Source organism: Ruegeria sp. YTSA168, assembly GCF_059610045.1.
The window spans coordinates 157,585-179,484 of the sequence record NZ_JBXWMW010000002.1; the positions used below are offsets into that span (position 1 = coordinate 157,585).

The following is a 21,900-nucleotide window of genomic DNA, read 5'->3' on the forward strand; positions in this document are numbered from 1 at the left end:
TTATCCATTTTCCATTTGATGTCGCAGAGCGGTCGAAACGATATCGCGCCACTCTCCGGATTGCTGCATGATTGCCAGTCCCTGATTTAGCGTCTCCAGGATCGCTTCCCCATCAGGGTTATCTTTATGGGTCATGACGTTAAGCGACTTTACCGCCGCCAGGTTGGGGTTCTCGATGATACGGTGTTGGTATCCCAGGCGCGCTATAGCCTCTTCCGCCAGATGAGCTTCGATGGCTACGATATCGGCGCGGCCTTCTATCACAGCGTGAAAACAATCATCCGGGTCGACCGGGCGCAACAAGGTGATAACCGGCTCGTAAAGGCTGACGGCATCCATATGCGACAGTGACCAGCCTTCGGGGCGGCAGATCGTTGTTCCGGCGAAATCCGCATAGCTCAGCGTCTGTTCGTAGCCAGAGCCTTCGCGTGCGAAGAAGGAATCCACAACCTCGTAGAACGGGTTTGAGAAGTTGTAGGTTTCGCAACGGTTCCGGTCACTTTCAGACAGAGCTTCTGCCTGTTCGCAATTTGGGCGGGACCATGGGAACGTGCCGTCAAACGCCAGCGTCGGCATCAACAGGTCCAGATGCGAGGACCAGTCGTTGACGAACTGGATTTTGTAACCTTGCTCGGGCGCGGCCCGCAGCATCGCGGTTTCCACCAGGTGGGTGTACAGCCCGCGGTTCGGCAGCGATTCATCGGTGAAGGGCATGAAACCACCGCCCGTGATCAGCAGAAGCTGCCGGTCTCGGATCTCGGGCCGTTCGCCAGTTTGTGCCTGACGGATCAGCGCGGCCCCTTCGGCGCGTGCGGCTTCAATCTCTTCCTTAGCTGCAGCCTTTGCGGCGATCACGGCATCTTCGCTGGCTTTTTGGGCTTCGGCTTCGGCGGCGGCCACCCGTGCTTCGGCATCGGCAATGGCTTTGGCTGCACGTTCTTCGGCTGCTTTTACCAGTTCAGCGGCCATTTCAGTCGCCAGACGCCCTTCTTCGGTATCGACCAGAACCGATGCACGACCGATATCTTCAAGACATGGCATGGTCAGCACATCACCAACGCGGATGATGTTGGGGTTGGTCCCGATAACGTCGCGGTTGGCGTCATAGATGACGCGAAAATCTTCGGTCGAATAGACCTGGATGGACAATTCACGCAGGCTGTCGCCACGTTGAATTTCATAAGTCGAACACGCCTCCTGCGCCCAGGCCGCGCCGGTGGCAGCGGCAAGTGCAAGGCTGGATATGATAAGGTGTTTTCTCATGGTCTGGTTGCTTTGCCTGTTATGATTTGTTTGGTTTCGCGACCGCGATTGTCAGGTTGTCCTGATCGGGGTTGGCCTTGGCCAGAACGGCCTGCAGCAAGGCGTCGGCGATGTCTTGCGCCAACGCGTCCTGATGTTCAGACAGCACGCCTTGGATTTCGCTGTCCGTAAGGGTTTGCAACCCATCGCTGCCGAGAACTACGATATCGGCAGCGGTCAGGTTCAGCGGATCTTCGGGGCAGTCTACCTTTGGGATCGCGCCGCCCATGACCACCGAGGTCAGCTGATTGCGATCCGGATGCGCACGGGCCTGTTCTTCGGTCAGTTTCCCTTGTGCAACCTGTGCATCGATCGCAGGCGCCATCGAATGGTCTTCGTTCATTTGCGACAGCGCGCCGTCCCGGAACAGATAGAACGGGCTGTCACCGATCGAAATCCAATAGACGCGATGGCCCAGCAGCAGCACACCCAGCAGCGTTGAGCCCATGTTAAAGCCCAGGCCCTTTTCTTCGTTGTGGCTGGCAATGGATGCATTGGCCTGCATTGCCGCCAGAGGCAGCGCATCAACAAGCGCGCGTTCGGACAGTGTTTCAACATCCAACTCGTCATCCAGCGCATCACGCCAGGCGTTGATCACCAGCTCCGAGGCGACCTCGCCCGCTTCGTGACCACCCATGCCGTCGGCGACCGCAATATAGCCCGCATCGACGGCGTCAAAGGTCCGCGCGGCGACAGCATCTTCCTGCGAGTCGCGCTGACCCTGATTCAGGATCAGGGCAATGTCATATGCCGGAGTCGCCAACATCAGTTACGAATCCCTCCAGTCGAAACCGTCATCACAGAAGGCCATGAACCGGATCGAGGTTTCGCTGATACGGATCAGATCACCGTTGGTCAGGGCGATGGTGCTGAGAACGGGTTTGCCGTTCAGACGCACCAGGTTTGCCTTACCACCATGACCCAGATAGCATTTGCGATCTTCGGGGTCATAGGCGATCACGGCGTGGTTTTCGCGAGAGATGCCGGTGTCGCCGAAATCAAGCTGGATTGCCTGATCGTCATTCCGGCCAATCTGCATCAGGCCTTCGGTCAGAGTTATGCTGGCCCCACGGCCAGGCCCGCCGGTCACGACCAGCCAGCCGACCGGGAAGGTTCCCTGCGCGGTTTCCGTCTTGGTGACGGGTTCGGCAGACTCCATCACGTCCTGTACATGGGTATCGGCACGTTCGAAACCCAGGAAGGTTGTTTTTACGCGCGACCGGCGATCCGTGGCAGGCGCTGCCGCAGGTGTCGGTGCAGGTTCTGCAACCTCTTCTGCGATCTCTGCTGCTGGCGCTGCGTCTTCGATCGGCGCTGCCGGGGCTGGATCTGCTACCTGTGCACTGGGTGCTTCGGGCGCCTCGCCGATGACATCAACAGCGTTTTCGGCGCCAAGGCGCAGTGTTACAACCTGATCATCTTCGGCAGGTGCTGGTTCATCGATCTTTACCTCGGCCGCTTGAATTTCTTGAACCGGCTGCTCGACAGGTTCTTCGGCCTCGACTTCGGGCGCTTCAACCGTGGCCTCTTCTGCGAAGTCCGGCATCTTTTCTTCGGGCATCAACTCATCCGATTCCTCATAGGTTTCGGATGTCGCATTGCCACCAGCCAGCGCTTCGCGCAGGGCGTTGAAATCGGCGATGGGTTCTGCAGTTTCCTCGGCAGGTGCCACGCTTTCGGTAGCGTTTTCTTCTTCTGTTTTGCCCGCGCCTTCTAGAAGCCGGCTCAGAGGGCTTTTGTATTTGAACATGGCGTCGACACCTTCATTTGAACGGCACGCGAACTACGTGCGTTGGGGCTGGAACTTACCTCTGCGCTATAGGCGCAGCGGCACTTATCATTTGGAAGACCACAAGAACTCTTAACTCTCTGCGACGGTCCGGTCCCCGTCAGTTCGGCCCGAGACTGGGCCATTCTCAGCAAACACAACGCTGGCAGAATTTTTGCGAACCGGTCTGATCACTCCTGTGCAAGCGGCATCGTCGCAGCTGTTTCGGCCCCGCCGCGCAGAACGGAAAACCGCGCTTCGGTTTTGTTCTCGGACACAAGTGCAGCCAGTGTTTCGTCCAGGCTTTCGGCGGTGTTCAGGCTTGTTCCGGTTTGTGTTTCACTCAGCAACACATCCCCATCACGAAGATCGCCCGCAGCCTGTCCAGGCACGCTGGAAACAACGGTTTGCCATCCGTCGGTCCCATCGCTGCGCACTGTGAATTCATAGCCGTTCTGCAGCCCGACCGCACGGATTGCGGGCAGCGCCATCAAACCGTTCTGAACACGGGTCTCACCCCGCACGCGGTACCGCGCCGCAACGCGGATGTATCCGTCTGGGTCAACCTTGAAGCCGTCCAGAACCTGCCCAGCAAATGATGCGTCAGAGCGGATTTGATCACCGTTCAGCGTGAACATCGTCGCGCCGCGTTGAATCCAGTCGCCAATAACTGACATGTCTTGACCCGAGTTCACGGCGGTCACGGCAAATGTGTCGCCGGTAACCGCACGGCGGCGCGAGACGGTGAAGGGGATGTCGACATCCCAATGCGCGAAGGCGACCTGATCCTGAACAAGTTCACCAGGATCCGCCAGCTCGGCAGGGGCTGCAACTTCGGGTGCTGTGTCGGCTTCGGCGGCTGCTAGTTCTGTGTTGGTTGTGTCAACTGCGGCTGCATTTTCTTTTGCAGCATCTGTGGTCGGTTCTGCGGCGGCTGCTTCTGTGGCAGCCGGTTCCGCAGGAACGGAGGTTGCCTGCTCGACAGGCGCCTCTGAAGTGTCTTCTGTTGCAGGTGTAGCGGCGGTTTCCGGTGCAGCAGCTGCGGTCACTGCTGGCTCTGCCACTGACGCCGTTGCGGTTGTTTCGGGCGCTTTATCGCCGCCGGACATAACGAAGTAGCCACCTGCGGCAATGGCCAAGGCTACGACAGCCACGCCCACCAGTAGTTTGCCATTTCCGCCCGACCCGCTTTGAACGACGGTGTCGACCGCGATCGGCCCGTCTTCCTTTGCGGTAAACTTGGCCAGTTCGTCTTCTTTTTTGTCGTCATTGCCAAGCGCGATATCCGAATTCCCCGCCAGCAGTGCGGTGACGACGGCTTCGGCATTCTCGGTCTCAGCCTTGATCCGCTCTTTCTCTTCTTCTTTGTCCTTGCGATCCATGCCCACGATGACCGAGATGGGGCGGTAAGCAAACGTATCGAACATCACACCTGGGCCACGGAACATCCGCAGCCAGTCCAGGGCAGTTTGCAGTCGATCCGTAGCGTGAACCTCCATCGCCTTGTCGATCGCTTCAAGGAAGCCATCAGGGTAGCCTTCGAAGCGGCCGGTCAGCGGTTCATACGGATCGTCCTGGCCGTTGTTGAACGCATTTAGGCGGGACTGGCCATCAACCGGGCGCTCTCCGCTGATCGCGTGATAAAGCGTGGCTGCCAGTACATAGAGGTCACTGCTCGGGTCCTGTTCCGCCCCACGCACATAGAACTCATGGGGGGAATACCCGTCTTTGATTACCCGCAGGGTCAACAAGGCTGCGGATTTGTTTGCTGCTTGCTCGCGGGCCGCGCCAAAGTCGATCAGGACGGGATCGCCGTTTTCATCAATCAGAATGTTGTCGGGCGAGATATCCCGGTGCAGCATACCGCTTTGGTGAATGAACGACACCGCCGACAACATCTTTTCGGTTACCTGGACGATGAAGTCCGGGCCGCTTTCTGTGTCGGGGTTTTCCATATAGTCCAGCAGATCGCATCCACGGATCAGGTCCATGGCGATGTAGGCTGTATCGTTGTCTTCGAAGACCTGATGCACATCGACAATGTTGGGATGTACCAGGCGGGCATGGTTGCGTGCTTCCTGAATGAACAGGTCGATAATGGCGCGCAAGTCTTCTTTGAGGGCGGGATCATTTGGTTCAACCAGATCGCCATTGCGACGGCACAGGGCGCCCGGGAAACATTCCTTGATCACCACATCCCGCTCAAGGCTATCCCGCGCAAGGTAGGTAATGCCAAACCCACCATTGCTGAGAAAGCGAAGGATTTCGTACTGTCCGCGCAACAGCTTTGCGCCGGGTTCCAATCCTTCGATATGTGGTTCGTCGTGCGATGCACCGACTGCCTGGTTGTGGCTCATTTCAATCCGCCCGTTCTACACATTTTTGCGGTAAAACAACCGGGCAAACCGCCCGAAACTTACAACCCAAAACAACCGCAGGTCACTTGAGAACGGTTAGACGTTTCAAATTAGACTTTATTGGGGCCGCCCGATGGCTTCACTATGGATCGTTTCGGACGTATATCAATATATTGATTTCCTATATTTCAGAGATCAAGATATTGATTTTTAAGATCGTCAATCCAAAGCTTCTTACCCGGATTGGAGCGTTCTGGTCGACGATTCCGAAACTGTTAAGAATCGGATTTGGGCGACAACGAATCGCTGCGATGCAGCTCAATCTTCACGGGAGTCGTTTAGGTGCCGGTTTTTGTCTGCGCCGTGACTACAGTGCTACCTGCCCAGGCCAGGTTGTCGCTCAACTGAGCCAGGATGCTGATGGCATCTTTCAGCGGTGCGTTGCCGCTTTCGAATTGCAGCAACAACAGAAGGTCTGTGGCCTTCTCGAATTCAGCCGGAATCCAGTCGGCCTCGGGGTCGATTTCGCCGCCCTGTTCCAGACGCTCGGCAAAATCCTCGACAATTTCCTGACAGCTTTGCAAGAACGTCGCTGGTTCCATATCCGCGTTTTCTCGCAGATCCTCATAGATGCTCGCGATTGCGGCAAGCCAGTCTTCTAGGATGGGATTGTTCAACGGGGGTAGAGCCGCGCCCAAGGTCGATTGCATATCCGCGTTTTCTGTTCCGGATGCTTTCGGTTCAGACTCTTTCAGAGCTTCAAGGAAAGGCAGGAACTCCTGTTCGATGTCTTTTCGCGCGGCGTCCAGATCACTTTGGCGGCGGCTTGATGCAACTTCCAGCACGTGTTCAGCCAGTGTTTGGCCACCACAGGTTTCCCACAGAGCAAAATCCGGCTCGGGTTCTTGCGCCATTGCGCGAACAGCCACGGGTGTGCCAATCGGGACAACAGCACGGAACATCCCGTCTTTTTCTTTTTTCAAACGTGCCAGAACGCGGTCGATTGCCTCTTCAACAGGCGGCAAATCTGCATGGGTCACTGCAAGCAGGCTATTCTGGCGCAGCTCAGCGGGTACCTGCGCCCACAAATGCCGTTCTGTTTCACGCCAGGCGTTTGTGCCGTTGGTGCACCAGATCGCACAATCCACGAATTTGAGCAGGTCCAGGGTCTGCTTATATGTATCGTCTAGCGCCCCCGATCCGGGCAGATCGAACAGCGAGATTTCTTTGAGCGCTGGGGTGTTCAATCCAACTGAGATAAAATCGGGCTCATCAGCGGCTGCCTTTTCCAATGCGATACCCGAGTAGGTCTTGGGCTCTTTATTCCACCAGCCCACTGTTGTTTCGGGCGTTTCGGCATAAGCAACGATGACCAAAGGCAATTTTAGATGCTGCGGACCAGTGGGCAGGATATCTGCACCAGCCAACATATTGGCAAGGCTGGATTTGCCTGCGCCGAATTCCCCTGCGAAACCGATGTTCACCGCATTCGACAGACGTTCGGCATGCGCCAATGCGCGCGCGCGCAGATCCTCTAGCGCGGCGTCCGCCTCCATCTTCTCTGTCGCGGTCAGGAAGCGTTCGAGTTGACGCACTTCCTGCTCGGTCCCTGGAAATTCAATCATTCAGCAGCCTCTGCCAGTCTGTCTTCCTGATGTCCGGTGCCAAAGATAGCCCCAAGATCATCACTGATACGGCGTGCACGGTCGAGCGCGTCCTGTGCTATCGCCTTTGCGTTGGTATCGTCTGTCCCGGCGCGATGCTGCAGATGGCCTGCCAGCAAGGCCAGATAATGATCCAACACGGTGTTAAGCCGTTCCAGCAGATCGTCACGCGCAGTGTCGATCAGATCGTCACCCATCAGCTCGAATTCCTGCGTGATCATCCGTTCCGCGCGCGAGACAACGCTGTTGCGCGAGATCAGCCTCGACAACCAGTTTACACGCAGTTCGACCGTGATGCCACGGGTTAGCGCCGTGGTGTCCGGGCGGAACCAGCGCACGGCGCTGGTGTTCATGCGATTATCCACCGGTTCCTGCCAGCCGGGTAGGGCCCGCAACGCCGCGTTGCTTTGCATGTCGATTGTGTAAAGCTCGCTCAGAACCCGTTGCCGCACCACTTGCGAGGCACCTTGAACCAGTTCCCGCATGCGATCCCTTAAAGGCGTGAAGTTCAGTTCTGTATCCCCTTTGGCCAGCAAGGGAGACTTTCCTTCAGGACCGCGCACAACAGCCGAGACGGCCTCGGAAACGGTGTCATCCATTACCCCGCGCAGATTGGACAAAACCTCGTCCATTTCATGGGTAATAGTCTGTTTCTTCTCGGCAATCAGTGCGCGCAGATCCTCAAGCGTCTTGTCGTTTTTCTCGACGCTGACAGCTGTTTCTTCTGCATCAGCCTCGAGGACTCGCAGATCAGCCTGCGACCGTTCCAGTTCGGCCTGGGCAAAGCTGTTCAGGTGTTGCCAGGCCATACGCAATTGTTCGTCATGCGGTCCTTCGATCAGGGCCTGCGTCACATGACGGCGTAGGTCTGGCAAGCCTGAGGCGATCATGGCGGCAAAACGCAACACCGCCTCGCGGCTGATCGGGCCGGGACCCTGCTTGATCTCTTTCACACCGTCCAGATACTGTCGCATCTGTTCCGGATGCGCCCGCAACCAGGACAAAACATGGTCGTGGTTAACACCTGTTTCATCGCCTGTCAGCGCATAATGCGCCCATTGCGCGCTGCCCATCAGCACGTCGATATCCGAGTTGCCCAGGGCCTGTTCCAATCCGTCCAGCACATCGGCGCGTACTTTTGTCGCGTCCTCTGCGCCATCGCTGAGTTCATCCACGCGGTTGATGAAAACCACGATCTGACCAAGTTCAAGCGCTTGCATCAGGCGGAACAGTTTCAGGTCGGCACGAGAAAGCGCCTGATGCGCCGACAGAACCACCACAAAGAAATCGGATTCTTTCAGGTACTGGCGCGAGATTTCTTCGCGGATCAAGAGAGGGTCATTAACACCCGGCGTGTCTGTCACCGTCAACGGGAACGGGAAATGGCCGATGTCAAAATAGACCTCAGCCTTGCGGGTGATGTCGCTGTACAGCCCCCGGTCACTGCCGGGATCCAAAGGGCCGTCCTCGGTCGGGTCGTCGCCGGCGCAGACATACCGGGCCAGATCGTCGGAATTCAGCTGTTCCAGATCATGGTGTTGACCCAAAAGCTGTTCATAGCTGTCGCCCAGACGCCGCTGCGCGCGGGTTTTCATCGCCTCGACCTGCTCTTCGATCATTTCGCGCTTATAGCTGTCCTCGTCATCCGGGAACATGTTGCGCAACTCTTCACCTTCGGCGATCAGCGACTGCCATTGGTGGTTGTCGAAGAAATGAAATTCGGCCCCTTCGGTCCGCCCCGAAGGGTGCCCGAAATGCATATCGGTGATCACCGTGGTCCACGGGTTCACATCAGATGGCAAATATTCGGCCTGACCTGTGAAGCCATTGATAAGGCGGGATTTACCAGCCTTGATTTGTCCGACAAAGGCAATGGACGGTTTCAGATTTGAAAGATCGCCGACAATACGCGAGATGAACTGACGGGTTTCGTCATTGCTCGTCTCATTCATGTCCTCGGCTATGCGGATTAACTCACGACGATTGGACTCACTCATACTGGGTATCCTAACAACACATTACTCAAAAAATTTGGTGGTTTAAAAACATAGAAGGCAGTCATTCTTCTGCCTCCTGCAACGTGGTCCACAAGTTGACCACGGCCCCCAGTTTGCGCGCCTCGTGTACAGCGAAGGCGATGTTTTGACCGTCATTGACAACGGCCAGTCCTGCACCCTTTCCACCGGAAGGGCGCATTACGATCAGTTGGGGTAAGCCCAACCCTGTCTTGGTATCTTTGTCCCAGCCAGCCAGATCGGCTGCAAAGCGGGTCAACAAATCCTGATTGGGATGCAGTTTGGCATCTGGCGCGCAATCTTCAGCGGCCAGTACCAAGGCGCCATCCTTGGCAGCAGCTAAAACGCGCCCCAGAGCAAAGCTATCTGTCCCGTCAAAGAACGCCTGTGCCAGCGAACCATTACCATCAGCCTCTGGTGCGTCTTCCGATGTTTCCGGCACCGGCTCCTGTGTTTCCGGCACGACCGAAATTGTGGGCTCCGCGGCCAGTTCAATTGCGGCGCAGGCGGTTCGGATCTCACGCAGGGTGACACCCACGTCATCCGCTTCGAGCACGTTGTCGGGTTTCAGAGACAGCAGCTCGAGCGGGGCGGGGGCTAGGGCGATATCCGAGACAAGCTGTGCCAGGTTGTCAATCAATTCTGGACGCGGTGCCGTTTCGAAATCTGGGACGGGGCCGGACATAACGCGGAACACATCCGTCACGCGCGAACTGTTCACTTCTAGTGCAAGACAGTCGCCATTGGCAGCGGTGAATTCCAGGCGGCGTGGCAAAATCGTACTGCGGATCACGCGCAGAACCTCGGTCCGGCGCGCCTCGGGCGTGTCGCCGACAATCATCACAGACGGCGACAACCTGGCAACCGAGTTGCGCCCAATATCCTCGAGCATCGCGAGTATGTCTGTATCCATCATACCGTGATCCTCATCACTCTGGCTCAAACCGCGGCCGCAACGGGCGCGAGACTGAGATGTGATTTCGTCAACGCAAGACCCACATTCGCACTGTTGCGGCAGATATAGCAGACCACATGATCGGGGTATTCCCGCGTGCGCAGGAAGATGTTCAGCCGGTCGTTTGAAAACACCGCGATCTCGCCGAACCCATCGGCGTCAGAGTCTGTATCCGCCTCGCGCAACAATGCTTCGAAGGCGGAAACGCCGCGCCCCTGAAACAGGTTGGCCACTGCTATAGCCAGTTCATCCAGATCAATCGTGTCGTCCGACCCCTTGATGCAGGTCCCCAGCAACATCCCCGTTTCCATGTCGATATACCCGGCTGCAAGGCAGTCGGGTATTGTATCAATAGCAGCGTTCAACGCATCATATATCGACATGTAACTAACTGTTTTACTTCGCTAATAGCCGGTTACCCGGATTTGGTTTCGATTACAAGACATGCCATTCCATCCCGCTGTTTTCGTTGGATTTGGGGATCGAACGCAACGCTTCTTTGGTTTGTTTTTCAGTATGCTCTGACGCGATTTGGTCGAATTCCTTGAGGAACGCTTGAAACACCCGCATCAGCTCACTTGGGTCATCCGGCAAGATTTCGTTCTTGGTCACCTCGGTCCACATCGCGTAAGCGCTAATCGGAGCGGAGCGATCTTCCGTCAGTGCATCCAGTTCAACCAGTTGTGGTTCGGTTGATTCTGCGGGTGCCGTGATCGGAGAGAGCTCGACCAAACCATGTGTTTCGGGTTCGGGCTCATAGTCTTCCGACGGCGCTCCCTGCTGTTCTGCCATCAGGGCTGCGATGGAAGAGGTGGAAACCTCAGCATCCCGAATGTCGGCTTCCGGCGTTTCAACTGCGGGTTCCTCAGAGGTTTCAGACGTCCCATTCAGCGTGTTGCTGAGCGATGCCAGCACATCGTCAGAGGAGGGGTCATCAGCCGCGTCCACCGAACCAACTTCGGCATCTGATACGATCAGGATGTTTTCGACCTCGTCATCAGTGTCTTCGTCATCCAGAAGGTCGTAATCATCGATTTCAGATGTCGGCTTCGGGACCGCGTCCAGTTCCAACGGATCTTTGGCGGTATCGCGAAAAAACGCGCGCAGGTCGTCATCCTGCGTCTCGGAAACCTCTGGGCTTGCCTCGGGCTCCGGGGTCATTTCGGCCCGCAAACGATCCGCCTCGGCGGGATCGATACGCGGACGTTCGTCCTCATCGGCGCGACGTTCAACACGGGCAGGTCGCACCGGGAAGCTGGTGACAACCGAGGCGTCACTCTCCGCCTCGTCCACCGGGTTCACCAGCTTGAGCGGTGCGGGTGTCTCGGCATTCGGTCGCGAGGCATTGGAGGCCTCAGAGTTTCTTGCAGGCCGCAAGGGCTGTATCTTGGTTTCGCCTGACAGGCCTTTGTCGATCTGATACCGCGCAAGTTGGTCGGCCCGGGCATCCATGATATTCTCGGTGATCTCCAGGAAGCTGTCGATCATCTTGCCGCCACCGCTACGCGCCCACATCTCGGCATCACCGGTCTTGTCGCGGGCCTCAATCGCATCGCGGGCCGAGAACAAGATCGAGCGATTAAACAGATGGCCCGCCTCGCGATTTACGCGGCGCAGCACCTTTTGCCGGTCTTTCTGACCCAGCGCATCCGCGCGGGTGACCAACAGCAATGAGTTGTGTTGCAGCCGTTCCGGCAAGGAGACCCAGGTTGCACGCTCGGTTTCGCGCCAGGCTTGCGTCGCATGGGTACACCATAAAACGCCATTGGCCTGACCAACCGCACGCTGCCAGACATCGGTTGAAATTTTCGGATCGGAAATACCGGGTGTGTCGATCAGATCGACCGCTTCCAGAATATCGGCCTCAAGAAAAATGCGAATGAACTGCGCATCGTTCACGCCCACGGATTCAAGCTGGTCCAGATCGATCAGTTCTTTACTGCCATCATGGCGCTTCACATAGGCTGACTGATTGCCCCAACTGAACCAGACGGGCGGCAATTGCGTCGCCGTGACTTGTGTTGGCAGCGTATGGGTGCGCAACAGAAAGTTCATCAGGGTGGATTTCCCGGCGCTGAATTCACCCATAAGGGCGAAAACGGGCTTCCGGCGTGACCAGTGCTCAATCCGTTCCCATGCCTGGGGAGAAACGAAACGGTTTTGTGTGTCTTTTGCCATTTTTCTACTTACGCCGCTTCGTTGCTAAGGTTTTTCAGGATGTCGCCCAGAATTTCGTCGCGCGACTTCTGCAACTGCAGATTCGCCGCCATAGCAGGAGCTTGGTTGCCACCTTTTTCGGCCGAGGCCGAGATGTTCAGCAATGTCTCTTTCTGTTCGCGCATAAAATCAGACAGCCCGGCACGTACGTTTTCCAGAACCGCTGCGACCTGATTTTCCTCGATGTCCTTGGTGATCGAATTCGCCTCGGTCGCGATCAGCCTCGTGTAGTCAGCGGCATAGGCTTCGAATCCTTTGCGCTTTTGCCACCATCTGCGCCACCATGTGCTTTGCAAGTCCAATGCAATGGTGCGCCCGATTCCCAAGGGGGGCGGGACGCGCGGCACAATGGGCGCTTCGATGCTGAATTCACCCAGATGGTTGCCCAGAAGCTTATGATAAAGCGCTTCGACATCCGCCGCTGCCGAAGCATAAAGCGCGCCCGCCTCTTTCTTCATCGACCGGGCAAAGCTGAAATAGGCGGCCTTTTGCAAGGTCCGTAGACCCGCGGGATCATATTGCCAGGTGCCTTCTTCCCCATTCATTTCAAGATGCGCAATCAGCGAATCCGTTGCACGTTTGACAAAATTGGCTTCGGCCGAATTCAAGCGCTCAATCACCTTGTCGCGTAACGCGGCGGTCAGCTCAGCGGCTTTCTTGTCGTATTCATCGGAGACGGTGGAGATCGCCTCTTCCGGGGATGCGCCGCCCAGATCGCGGACAACACCTTCGTTGCCGGACAGGGTTTTCGCAACGGCCGTTGCGCGAATCTGGCTTGCAATATTGCGTGCACGATGGCGGACGCGATCCACTAGCCGCGCGCCTGCGCCATCGGCAATCCGTTCGTTCATCGCCAGCAGCAAATCAGGAAGCCCGGAGAGCGCCCAGATTTTATCCAAAGACGCTGCTTGATCGCCAAAACCGGCGGCCAGATAGAAGGTGTTCAGCACCTTTCGGGATTCATCGGTCAGGATGTCTGGATTCCCGGTCAGAGCGGCTTCGGCCCACAGGGCACTGCCAAACACGATGCTGGTATTTGCATCGATATTGTTCTGCTTCAGGGTTTCCTGAATGCGATCGCGTATTTCTGGGACCTGATTGACCGGATCAGCCAGTTCATCAATCCGGTTCACGAACAAAACGATCTGCCGGTTTTCGAACTGCGCGATGATCCGCATCAGCGCCATGTCCATCGTGGTCAGCGCCTGACTTGCAGCCAGTACCACGACACAAACTTCGGATCCACGCAGGCTGCGCAGGGTGATCTGCTCACGCACCATGAAGGTATCGTTCACACCGGGCGTATCACACAGCTTCAGCGAGATCGGATATTGCGGTATGTCCATGTACAGTTCTGCAGATTTTGTCACATCCGCAAAACGGCCGGTCTTGGGGTCGATATCCGGGTCGTCTTCGTCACCCAGACAGACATAGCGCTGAATCAGCTCTTCGTCGAAATAGTCGTATTGGTGGCTTTGCCCCAGGATCAGATCAAAATGCTTGCCCAGCCGTTCCTCTGATTTGGCTTTCATTTCAGCGACTTGACGGCGGATGTCTTCCATCTCATCATCCGCGCCGGCGCGATTGGCCAGTTCACCAAGACGTCCACCGCCAACCATCAGGTTGTCCCATTCTTCTTGCTCGAAGAAGGTAAACTTGGACCGCGTATCGCCCGGCGTGCGGGTGTTGATGTTCAGCGTGGTCACAACCGAGGTCCACGGGTTCACATCCGAAGGCAGCAGGGCAGGGCGACCAGCCAGAATATTCACAAGCGATGATTTACCCGCTTTGACCTGCCCAACCATGGTGATGCTGGCAGAGAAATTCTCGATCCGCGTTTTCAACGTCGCAAGTCGGGCCGTTGACCGCGCATCGGCCACTTCTGTCAATTGGTCGATCTGAGCCGTTAATAACGACATTGCCGACGTCATCGGGGCAAGTGCCTCGTTTCCGACAGACAAAAGGTGGTCGTTGCGCGCCATGTGTTAGCCTCCGGTGCCAGTCGCAGCGATTTGCGGAGCCTGCGAAACGCGGCCTGCGGGCATGTTGGTCAGGGTGTCGATACGGGCGATCAGATCCAGGGCATTGCCCAGAATTTCTGCCTCGTCCCGAGGAGAGATGGTTTCATACGCATGGGAATCAGCCAGCACCTCAATTGCGCGGAAGCGATCACCATTTTCGAGGCAGGCCAAACGCCGGCCGGTTGGAAACCCGTCCGATTTTACTGCGGGCAGGGGCATACGTGCGTTTGCTAACAGGTAGTGTTCACCCGAATGGGTGCGAAGGGAGATACCGAAGCCTGTATCGGGATAATCCCGGTTCAGAGACTTCAGCTCACCGATGAAGCTTTCGCGAGCGAAGAAAACGGCCTCTTGCTCGGCAGCGGCGGAGTTATTCATGCTGGTCACATCAAAGACCCTTGTTACTGGAGTTGAGCGGAAGACTCGTACAGGTGCCAAAATGGCGAAAAAGGACTCATTAACTCCTTTGACCAAGAAGCCCGGCCAAGGCGGTGTTATTTTGACGCGAATAAGATATTTTGGTGCTTGAATTGTGGCGTAAATATGAAGTGACGTGCATAGGAATGCCTCAACCTTGAGGCGAATGGTTAACGGGCACGTAGTGTTTTGTGGTTTGAATATTGCGCAGGTGCCGTGCGGTGGGCAATTGCCAAACAACCCATTGCGGTCTTCGCAAATCCGTAAATGCCTTGTATCTATACAAAGTTCAGGTGCGGCTAGTGCTGTTCTGCGAGGTATTTGGATTTGGGCTGATTGCGCAAACGCAGAAAACTTGAACCGACGAAGTCAGCTGAATTTGTTTTGCACACCATGGTCCGATCGATACAACGTAAGCGCGTTTTTCCTGTTGGTTGAAAAATAGCGGTCCGATCAGGTGAATTGGCACTGGATATCTGGGTTTTGGGTGCGCAAATCTAAGGATGACAAACCAGCCTTCCAGTACCCATAGGATATGAACGGAAACATCCTGAGGCTGATGCCTTTCTGGCGATCTGGCCCAAGGGTTTCTAAAACGCGTGGGGTCTCTTGATCAAAATCTTGGGTTGGGGTGAATTTTACCTCTCGCGCTCCGAAGGAAGCTTTGCTATTGAGCGCTCCAGTCCGGCACAAATGTGCCCGGTTGCGGGTGTGGCGAAATTGGTAGACGCACCAGATTTAGGTTCTGGCGCCGCAAGGCGTGGGGGTTCAAGTCCCTCCACCCGCACCATTTAGATTTAACTAGATTTTCTTCCATTTTGCTCTTCTGGCCTCTTTGTCTGAATTGTCGAGTTTCGCACTTTCACGTTCTGTTTCTGTTTCGTTTCACCTCTCCCTCTTTTCTTGAGCACGTCTTGAGTTTGCCTTTTGATTTGCTTGAGCGCGGTATTTCTGGACCATCGCCAATGTCTTGTGTCCGGTGACGGATTGGATTTCTGCGTCGGTGCAACCCGCCTTAGCCAAGAGGCGCGCGGCTGTATAGCGCCATCCATGTGGTACGAGACGATTCTCCCCTCGCATAATCCCAATAGCCGTCCGAACGTCCTCTATTGCTTTTTGCACGCCACGCTTGCCGATGGGTTGGGTGAGGTTTACCCCCTTCGACAGGCACAGCCACGTGCGAATGCTGGATAAGGTATCTGCCTGTCGCGGGGTGATCGAGCACCACCGCACGATAGTCAACTGTCTCACCGGTTCTTTGATGCACGATGCCAGCCTGATACCGTGCAGCTTCTTTAAGCAGTTCAGCCATTGCGAATCTCCTACGGTTAAATCCGGCCAGCGAAAGGGGAGGTGCACTCACACACCGATTTGTGCAACAAAGCCGGACGCATTCGGAAGGTTCTAGATTGTTCCTTTCCGGCGTACCATTATTAATTAAACATAATCTATATTATGCGACTTTTTCTGCCCTAACGTGAAAGGGAAGAAAATGCGAAACTTTATTGTTCAAGAAATGCTGAAACCCGGCATTCATCGCCTTGGCACGGCTGCGGGGTCGTTCATTGCCAGCGTTAGCACTTATGCTGGGCAAGAACAAGTCACGGCAGCTATTGTGCTATTGCTCGGTGTTGGTGCCGATCTGCTTTCGCGAAAGCTCCTGTAATGGGTATCTTTAGCGCGTTAATAGGCGGATTGTTCGGAAAGCGTAACAGCGATAAAAACGCAGATTCTACGGTTCGGGCCCAACAGCTAGCTAACGATCAAGCAAATCAATCCGCTTCGGATGCTTGGAAGCGTCAGCGTCAATGGGTCATGGATTTCCCGTGGTTAACGCGCAATGCGGGACAAAACTCAGGGTTTAACCCCCTGACATTGTTGCGGGGAGCAAGTGGAACCGGCGGTGTACCGCAAGCTTCGACCCCTGCCCCGCCCCTGTCCAGATCAGGTGAACTGATCGGGCAGGGTATCGGCGGTGCGATAGATACGCTTTTTAATGGAAAGCAACGCCAAATCGATGCGGAACGCGAGAAATTGCAGGCCGAGATCATGCGAGAGGAATTGAAAAACCTTCAAAGCAACAATAGGTTGATCAAGCGGAATAACTTTGGCTAGAGGCGCATTTTATCCCAATGTTGGCGGCGGAACGGTTTAGCAATTCGCTAGATGCGTTCAATCGCTCATGGGAAGAGCAACCGCCAGATAATCAAGGCGGCGCCCCTGTCCCGTTCTTTAAGCCATGGAACTTTGATCAAGCGGCAGAAATCGTTCAGGCGCTCGGCCTGCACGGCAAGCAAGGTCAACCGATGACCAATGATTTCATCATTGAGGCATACAATGTCCTTGTTAATTGGATGCGAGCATCCCGGTCAGAGAAAATCACCAAACGGGAACTGACCGATACCACCTTGGCAGAAGCATTCTGGAAGCACGATGTCATGTCACATGTCGTGCCTAGCTTCGAGCAAGCGATGATAGATGCCGAGGTGCCGCTTACCTTCTCGAATAGCACGGCACCCGTGACAGGTCTCGGAGTCCTGGCTACGGCAGCGCAGAACGCACATTATGGTCATCACGCAAATATTCTCTCTTTGGAAACCGAAGGGTTCACCAATAACCCACAGGCGTGGGTTGAGAATGAACACAACAATGCAGGCGTTATTATTGAGCGCGATCCAAATACGGGATTGCCGCTCATATTGGCAGATCTTGGCGGGAAAGGCCTTAAAACCGGAGCTCATAACCGATGTTCCAACTGACGTTATGGTCGCCCGAATTGCTGCCCAATCCGGTTTCATCGGTGATTTCACCATAAAGCTGCGAGTGATCTGACAGAGCGGCAATGCCACCTATGCTCATGGCTGCGCTGTCCTCGCCATACGCCACCGATGGTGCATTGCCGAACCCCTGGTAGAGGTCGATTTGACCATAAAGCAGCGAGTTATCTGCAAAGCTACGTTCAGCACGCAGTCCTAACCGAGCCGTCAATGCGTCATCATCCGCCAAGGAGCCGATCCGCGCAACCGCAGCCCGATCTGCGACATTGTCCAAGTTGATATCGCTGTACATGACCTGCACTTGTGGGGTCAGCGTCCATTCATTCTGCAGCGTGAACGACTTACCGAGTTCAACAGATATCTGATAGCCACTGCCGTCGACATACAATGCATCCTGGCCATTCAAACCGATGCTGCTGTCGAATTCCCCATACCGAAACTGCCCGTCGATATAGAACTGGCTGTCCGCAACCCAAAGCGCGCTCAGGGTGGTGTCGAAGGCGTCGGCTGAAACATTGGCGTTGGCCAAGCGAGAGCTGACGCTAGATGTCAGGATGCTGGTACCAATCTCCAACCCGCCAAACAGCTGTCCGCCTGCGACCTCGCCAGAAAGAATGTCCTGATCATATCGTTGCTCATCGCTGTACGTGGATACACTGCGATTGGCATTTACATCGACGTAGTTGCTGGCTTGCGAAACAGATGAGCGGACATCCGGTGCAAAGTTGATTTGGCCGTGATCACTCAATGGGCCAGCCATGGACGTTCCGGCGCCTATGGCAAGTGCAATGACCGTAGCCGTTGTGATCATTACCTTTTTCATCTTTGACCGCCTTTCAACTGAGCGTGATTGTTACGCTGTGTGTGCAATCAATGTGATGCGCTGCTGGTCAAATTGATTGCGCTGGCGGGTCAAGGTTTTGAGAAAACGCATCAATTGAACGCCCGATTCCGCGTATCTTGCAGCCGGGCGTTCTTTGTCAGGCAAATGTCGGCTTGGCGCGTGTGATGGCAAAGCCTATGGTCAGTGCGTGACGCAAGAAGCGGAAGGTCTCAGATACGGCTTCGCCATCCTTGCCTTTGGCACCCAACGCGAACTCTTTCTCAATAACTTTAAGCCGTTTGAATTTAGCCCAGTATCTGAGTATTGCGCGGCTGCGCGGATAGTCTGGCTCGGACCAGCATTGATTTCAGCGCATTCTTTCCTCAGCGAGAATATGCTGACCTGTTGGTGTTCAGAGACGAGTACTACCAAGCCCCGACGTTGGCAGCCGGGGCATGGCATTGAGTTGATAGCACATCGCGTTTTCATAGGGCATCCATGCCTGGATCAACACGATCCTGCCGCGTCCGAGTGCAATTCACAGATCCTGTTATTTAGTAAGCTTGAGTAGTCGCCATAGAACATAGTTTCATCTATGTGCACATCCGAATCCATACCAATAATCAAGGTCATAGAACCATCTTCATCCATCTCGATGACTTCAAATTCGGGCAAGTACGTGCTTGGGCTTGAACCAACCATTTGAGTCGTACCTTTGTACTTATCTGCATTCTTGGCGACATTCCCGATTTGGGTATTTGTTGAGATACTGTGCTTTGCAATCCCACGCTGACCGTGGCCGAACGATGGGCTGGCCATGGACGCTCCGGTACTCATAACAAGCGCGAACACTGTGGCGGCTGTGATCATTACCTTTTGCATATCTTAGTTCCTTTCAGTTGAGCTTATTTGAAGCACTGCATGTGCATTCAACTTGGCAGTCCGCCGCACAAATTTATTGCGCCTGCACGTCAAGGTTTTGCGAAACGACATCAAGTGCACGCCCATTTGCAGCATCGCCCGAAACGGGCAAGCCTCATTCGACTCCGCATTGGTTTCGCGACATCCCCCTTGCAAAACGGACTCGGTGCAAGTCGATTTTGCGCAACAAGGTCGACGTCAAGGCAAGACGCAGCATCAGTTATTTTGGGCTCCCCGTGGCGGTTTCGGAAGTGCATTTGCTGTACCTTTCTTCCCGCCCGTCAGACAATCGAACCCATCCGCCGCCGCATCCGCATAGTTCCCGTGCGCCGCGTTGACCCCAGCAGACGCGCAGGACAGCGCCTGATTGATCCGAGCAGCCAGATTGGCGGTGCCTGCAGCGACGCTCCCGATCACGCCTTTGCGAATGGCCTGTTCGCCCTTCTTTTGCACTTGGGCTTCGCTGTTTGATGTCAACCCACTCGGATCGGTCCAGTTGTACGGATCGTTGCTGACATAGGCGTAGAGGTTCAGATCCCCCGCCGCGAACCCAATCGGGTCGCGTTGCAGGAACTGTCCGGTCGCCGGGTCGTAGTGGCGCGCGCGGTAGTAGATCAGGCCGGTCTCGGCATCGTGCTCACGGCCGGTATAGCCATAGCGCTGCTCGATGGTGGTGACGGTCTGGCTCTGCACGCCAAAGGCGTCATAGTCATAATCGGCAGCAACCGCCCCGGTCGACAGCGAGACCGCCGTCAAGATCGAGCCCAGACGATTGGCAAACAGCCCATAGGTCGAGCCAGAGCCTGCGTCGGTGGTCCCTGCGTAGCTTTCGAACTCTAGGTTCCGGACCTATTAATTTGGTTGTCGCCATCCCGCCTGCGTGATTCATACCCGCGAGTTTCAGGGGTATAACATGAGCAATTTATTCTGGTTGACCGACGAGCAGATGTCGCGGCTTCGGCCTTACTTTCCAAAGAGCCACGGCAAGCCGAGGGTTGACGACCGGCGTGTACTGAGCGGGATTATTTTCATCAACCGCAATGGGTTACGTTGGTCGGATGCGCCTCGCGAATATAGGCCGCCAAAGACGCTGTACAACCGGTGGAAGCGGTGGAGCGATATGGGTGTGTTCGCTCGGATCATGACCGGGCTGGCTGCGCAGGGAACCGATCATAAGACCATCATGATCGACGCAACCTACCTCAAAGCGCACCGCACGGCCTCCAGCCTGCGGTTGAAAAAGGGGGCGTGGCAGGCTGATCGGACGCACCAAGGGTGGCATGAATACGAAACTGCATGCCGTTACCGACAGTCTCGGACGCCCCATCCGCTTTTTCATATCCGCCGAGCAGGTCAGCGATTATATGGGGGCCAGAGCTTTGGTGAATAGGCTGCCATCGGCTGACTGGCTGCTGGGAGATCGAGGCTATGACGCAGACTGGTTCCGTGAAGCCCTTAATGGCAGGGGAATAAAGCCCTGTATCCCAGGTCGAAAGTCACGCGACAAGCCTGTCCGATACGACAAGCGCCGCTACAAACGACGCAACCACATTGAGATAATGTTCGGACGCCTGAAGGATTGGCGGCGCGTCGCCACCCGATATGACAGATGCCCGAAGGTATTCCTCTCGGCCATCGCTCTCGATGCTACAGTCCTATTCTGGCTGTAAATCAATGAGTCGGGAGCCTAAGGTCATTGACTTTTTGAACCAATGGAGGACGGCATATTGAGGATATCAGAAGAGAACCCGACCGTCCCATTTTCTCTTTAAAGCGTTTCGGTTTGAACCTGAATCGCGTGGGATTCACATGAGGGCCGATTTGTGATTCATCCTGTTTGGGAGGATGGATTATGTCAGCACCTTTGCCATTGGCGCTTCGGGCGTCGTTTCTGAGATACATTGAAGAAGGGTTAAGCGGGCGTGCGGCCGCGTTGCGTCTGAAGGTATCACCCGCCACGGGTGCTCGGTGGGCACGACAGGTGCGAACCAAGGGTCATGTAGAACCGACACCCCAGGGTCCGCCACGCGGCAAGGGGAAGCTGGCACCGCATCAGGCTTTCCTTGAAGAGCTGGCCGCACAGGACCCCGACATCACGCTCTTTGAGTTGCGCGATGCGCTGGCCGATGCAGAGGGCGTGCGTGTGCACCATTCTTCCATCGCCAACCAGCTGTCCCGGCTCGGGTTCACGTGCAAAAAAGTCGCTGGTCGCCACCGAACGCCGTCGCGCGAAGGTAATGCAGCAGCGCGCCGATTGGTTCAGGCACCGGCTTCCTGCCATTGCCGCCCTGCCTGAGCGTGTTGTCTTTATTGACGAAACGGCCGTGAAGACGAACCTGACCCGGCTATCGCCTTCTTGCGTGCGGGCAAGCCGGTAAAGGTGAAGATCACAGCCTATGACTTTGCTCGTTATGGTGGGTTGGACGGTGAAATCCTGCGCATCGGCGCAGATACCATCACCCGGTCTGAGCGAAATGATGAAGAGGTGTTCGTCGTTGAGATTCGCACTAGCAATACCATGCTCGACGGGCAAGGAATTGCCGTTGAAATCATTCCAGGTATGATCGCAGAGGTGGATATTTTATCCGGCAAGAAGTCGGTGCTGGACTATATCCTACAGCCCGTTGTGAAGATCAAAGACCAGGCCTTACGAGAGTAGCGGG

Annotated in this window: 21 protein-coding genes and 1 tRNA gene; 6 read left to right on the plus strand and 16 right to left on the minus strand. The window is 55.7% G+C overall.

Annotated elements, in window-relative coordinates:
- From AC2FFE_RS04500 to AC2FFE_RS04550, 11 genes are all read right to left on the minus strand, one after another.
- Positions 1–1,263, minus strand: a complete 1,263-nt coding sequence (locus AC2FFE_RS04500) for a substrate-binding periplasmic protein (protein WP_496818151.1) — start codon at positions 1,261–1,263, stop codon at positions 1–3.
- 19 nt (positions 1,264–1,282) lie between these two features.
- Positions 1,283–2,068: a PP2C family protein-serine/threonine phosphatase gene (locus AC2FFE_RS04505; protein WP_496818150.1), complete on the minus strand. Its 786-nt coding sequence runs from the start codon at positions 2,066–2,068 to the stop codon at positions 1,283–1,285.
- A 3-nt stretch (positions 2,069–2,071) separates the two neighbouring features.
- Complete coding sequence (locus AC2FFE_RS04510; protein WP_496818149.1) at positions 2,072–3,052, minus strand: FHA domain-containing protein; 981 nt, start codon at positions 3,050–3,052, stop codon at positions 2,072–2,074.
- A gap of 209 nt (positions 3,053–3,261) precedes the next feature.
- On the minus strand, positions 3,262–5,427 hold the full coding sequence (locus tag AC2FFE_RS04515; RefSeq protein WP_496818148.1) for a serine/threonine-protein kinase: 2,166 nt from the start codon (positions 5,425–5,427) through the stop codon (positions 3,262–3,264).
- Positions 5,428–5,765: 338 nt separating this feature from the next.
- Positions 5,766–7,052: a dynamin family protein gene (locus AC2FFE_RS04520; RefSeq protein WP_480864736.1), complete on the minus strand. Its 1,287-nt coding sequence runs from the start codon at positions 7,050–7,052 to the stop codon at positions 5,766–5,768.
- On the minus strand, positions 7,049–9,088 hold the full coding sequence (locus tag AC2FFE_RS04525; protein WP_496845997.1) for a dynamin family protein: 2,040 nt from the start codon (positions 9,086–9,088) through the stop codon (positions 7,049–7,051). Before AC2FFE_RS04525 ends, AC2FFE_RS04520 begins: the two co-directional genes overlap by 4 nt.
- 61 nt (positions 9,089–9,149) lie before the next feature.
- Complete coding sequence (locus AC2FFE_RS04530) at positions 9,150–10,022, minus strand: hypothetical protein (protein WP_496818146.1); 873 nt, start codon at positions 10,020–10,022, stop codon at positions 9,150–9,152.
- Positions 10,023–10,045: 23 nt separating this feature from the next.
- On the minus strand, positions 10,046–10,444 hold the full coding sequence (locus tag AC2FFE_RS04535) for a hypothetical protein (protein WP_496818145.1): 399 nt from the start codon (positions 10,442–10,444) through the stop codon (positions 10,046–10,048).
- 52 nt (positions 10,445–10,496) lie between these two features.
- Complete coding sequence (locus AC2FFE_RS04540; RefSeq protein ID WP_496845998.1) at positions 10,497–12,116, minus strand: P-loop NTPase family protein; 1,620 nt, start codon at positions 12,114–12,116, stop codon at positions 10,497–10,499.
- 131 nt (positions 12,117–12,247) lie between these two features.
- Positions 12,248–14,260 (minus strand): dynamin family protein, encoded by a 2,013-nt coding sequence (locus tag AC2FFE_RS04545; RefSeq protein ID WP_496845999.1) that lies wholly within the window; start codon positions 14,258–14,260, stop codon positions 12,248–12,250.
- A gap of 3 nt (positions 14,261–14,263) precedes the next feature.
- Positions 14,264–14,677, minus strand: coding sequence for a hypothetical protein (locus AC2FFE_RS04550; RefSeq protein ID WP_496818142.1), 414 nt, complete (start codon positions 14,675–14,677; stop codon positions 14,264–14,266).
- A 744-nt stretch (positions 14,678–15,421) separates the two neighbouring features.
- On the opposite strand from AC2FFE_RS04550, the gene AC2FFE_RS04555 reads away from it, so the two are divergent.
- Positions 15,422–15,506, plus strand: a tRNA-Leu gene (locus tag AC2FFE_RS04555).
- Positions 15,507–15,601: 95 nt separating this feature from the next.
- Here AC2FFE_RS04555 and AC2FFE_RS04560 read toward each other — a convergent pair.
- Together AC2FFE_RS04560 and AC2FFE_RS04565 are read right to left on the minus strand one after the other, a co-directional pair.
- Entirely contained in the window at positions 15,602–15,838 is a 237-nt protein-coding gene (locus AC2FFE_RS04560; protein ID WP_496846227.1) for a tyrosine-type recombinase/integrase, read from the minus strand.
- Positions 15,732–16,028, minus strand: coding sequence for a hypothetical protein (locus AC2FFE_RS04565; protein WP_496846235.1), 297 nt, complete (start codon positions 16,026–16,028; stop codon positions 15,732–15,734). The genes AC2FFE_RS04560 and AC2FFE_RS04565 overlap by 107 nt, the downstream gene beginning before the upstream one ends.
- A 353-nt stretch (positions 16,029–16,381) precedes the next feature.
- Between AC2FFE_RS04565 and AC2FFE_RS04570 the strand changes: the two genes are divergently transcribed.
- Entirely contained in the window at positions 16,382–16,831 is a 450-nt protein-coding gene (locus AC2FFE_RS04570; protein WP_496846001.1) for a hypothetical protein, read from the plus strand.
- Positions 16,832–16,848: 17 nt separating this feature from the next.
- On the plus strand, positions 16,849–17,475 hold the full coding sequence (locus AC2FFE_RS04575; RefSeq protein WP_496818140.1) for a hypothetical protein: 627 nt from the start codon (positions 16,849–16,851) through the stop codon (positions 17,473–17,475).
- On the opposite strand, the gene AC2FFE_RS04580 is transcribed toward AC2FFE_RS04575, so the two are convergent.
- The 3 genes from AC2FFE_RS04580 to AC2FFE_RS04590 form a co-directional block, all read right to left on the minus strand.
- Positions 17,441–18,316 (minus strand): autotransporter domain-containing protein, encoded by an 876-nt coding sequence (locus AC2FFE_RS04580; protein ID WP_496846002.1) that lies wholly within the window; start codon positions 18,314–18,316, stop codon positions 17,441–17,443. The two genes, AC2FFE_RS04575 and AC2FFE_RS04580, sit on opposite strands and share 35 nt — an antisense overlap.
- 507 nt (positions 18,317–18,823) lie before the next feature.
- Positions 18,824–19,198 (minus strand): hypothetical protein, encoded by a 375-nt coding sequence (locus tag AC2FFE_RS04585; RefSeq protein ID WP_496846003.1) that lies wholly within the window; start codon positions 19,196–19,198, stop codon positions 18,824–18,826.
- Positions 19,199–19,453: 255 nt separating this feature from the next.
- Positions 19,454–19,993, minus strand: a complete 540-nt coding sequence (locus AC2FFE_RS04590) for an RHS repeat-associated core domain-containing protein (protein WP_496846004.1) — start codon at positions 19,991–19,993, stop codon at positions 19,454–19,456.
- Positions 19,994–20,150: 157 nt separating this feature from the next.
- On the opposite strand from AC2FFE_RS04590, the gene AC2FFE_RS04595 reads away from it, so the two are divergent.
- The 3 genes from AC2FFE_RS04595 to AC2FFE_RS04605 all read left to right on the plus strand — a co-directional run bounded on the left by AC2FFE_RS04595 (position 20,151) and on the right by AC2FFE_RS04605 (position 21,896).
- Positions 20,151–20,907, plus strand: a protein-coding gene (locus AC2FFE_RS04595) for an IS5 family transposase (protein WP_496846005.1) whose coding sequence is annotated in 2 segments (ribosomal slippage) — positions 20,151–20,482 and positions 20,481–20,907 — 759 coding nt in all. Because the reading frame shifts where the segments join, the coding sequence is not laid out codon by codon here.
- Between the two features lie 182 nt (positions 20,908–21,089).
- The gene (locus AC2FFE_RS04600; RefSeq protein WP_496846006.1) at positions 21,090–21,533 is read left to right on the plus strand and encodes a helix-turn-helix domain-containing protein; all 444 of its coding nucleotides are present in this window, start codon (positions 21,090–21,092) and stop codon (positions 21,531–21,533) included.
- 60 nt (positions 21,534–21,593) lie between these two features.
- Entirely contained in the window at positions 21,594–21,896 is a 303-nt protein-coding gene (locus tag AC2FFE_RS04605) for a beta-barrel domain-containing protein (RefSeq protein WP_496846007.1), read from the plus strand.
- The last annotated feature ends 4 nt before the right edge of the window (positions 21,897–21,900 follow it).

Bases quoted from the DNA above. Each gene is read 5' to 3' on its own strand.
- AC2FFE_RS04520 (WP_480864736.1), bottom strand. From the start codon at position 7,052: ATGATTGAATTTCCAGGGACCGAGCAGGAAGTGCGTCAACTCGAACGC.
- AC2FFE_RS04550 (WP_496818142.1), bottom strand. From the start codon at position 14,677: ATGAATAACTCCGCCGCTGCCGAGCAAGAGGCCGTTTTCTTCGCTCGC.
- AC2FFE_RS04565 (WP_496846235.1), bottom strand. From the start codon at position 16,028: ATGGCTGAACTGCTTAAAGAAGCTGCACGGTATCAGGCTGGCATCGTG.
- AC2FFE_RS04500 (WP_496818151.1), bottom strand. From the start codon at position 1,263: ATGAGAAAACACCTTATCATATCCAGCCTTGCACTTGCCGCTGCCACC.
- AC2FFE_RS04525 (WP_496845997.1), bottom strand. From the start codon at position 9,088: ATGAGTGAGTCCAATCGTCGTGAGTTAATCCGCATAGCCGAGGACATG.
- AC2FFE_RS04535 (WP_496818145.1), bottom strand. From the start codon at position 10,444: ATGTCGATATATGATGCGTTGAACGCTGCTATTGATACAATACCCGAC.
- AC2FFE_RS04600 (WP_496846006.1), top strand. From the start codon at position 21,090: ATGTCAGCACCTTTGCCATTGGCGCTTCGGGCGTCGTTTCTGAGATAC.
- AC2FFE_RS04515 (WP_496818148.1), bottom strand. From the start codon at position 5,427: ATGAGCCACAACCAGGCAGTCGGTGCATCGCACGACGAACCACATATC.
- AC2FFE_RS04530 (WP_496818146.1), bottom strand. From the start codon at position 10,022: ATGATGGATACAGACATACTCGCGATGCTCGAGGATATTGGGCGCAAC.
- AC2FFE_RS04540 (WP_496845998.1), bottom strand. From the start codon at position 12,116: ATGAACTTTCTGTTGCGCACCCATACGCTGCCAACACAAGTCACGGCG.
- AC2FFE_RS04545 (WP_496845999.1), bottom strand. From the start codon at position 14,260: ATGGCGCGCAACGACCACCTTTTGTCTGTCGGAAACGAGGCACTTGCC.
- AC2FFE_RS04585 (WP_496846003.1), bottom strand. From the start codon at position 19,198: ATGCAAAAGGTAATGATCACAGCCGCCACAGTGTTCGCGCTTGTTATG.
- AC2FFE_RS04505 (WP_496818150.1), bottom strand. From the start codon at position 2,068: ATGTTGGCGACTCCGGCATATGACATTGCCCTGATCCTGAATCAGGGT.
- AC2FFE_RS04575 (WP_496818140.1), top strand. From the start codon at position 16,849: ATGTTGGCGGCGGAACGGTTTAGCAATTCGCTAGATGCGTTCAATCGC.
- AC2FFE_RS04570 (WP_496846001.1), top strand. From the start codon at position 16,382: ATGGGTATCTTTAGCGCGTTAATAGGCGGATTGTTCGGAAAGCGTAAC.
- AC2FFE_RS04510 (WP_496818149.1), bottom strand. From the start codon at position 3,052: ATGTTCAAATACAAAAGCCCTCTGAGCCGGCTTCTAGAAGGCGCGGGC.
- AC2FFE_RS04580 (WP_496846002.1), bottom strand. From the start codon at position 18,316: ATGAAAAAGGTAATGATCACAACGGCTACGGTCATTGCACTTGCCATA.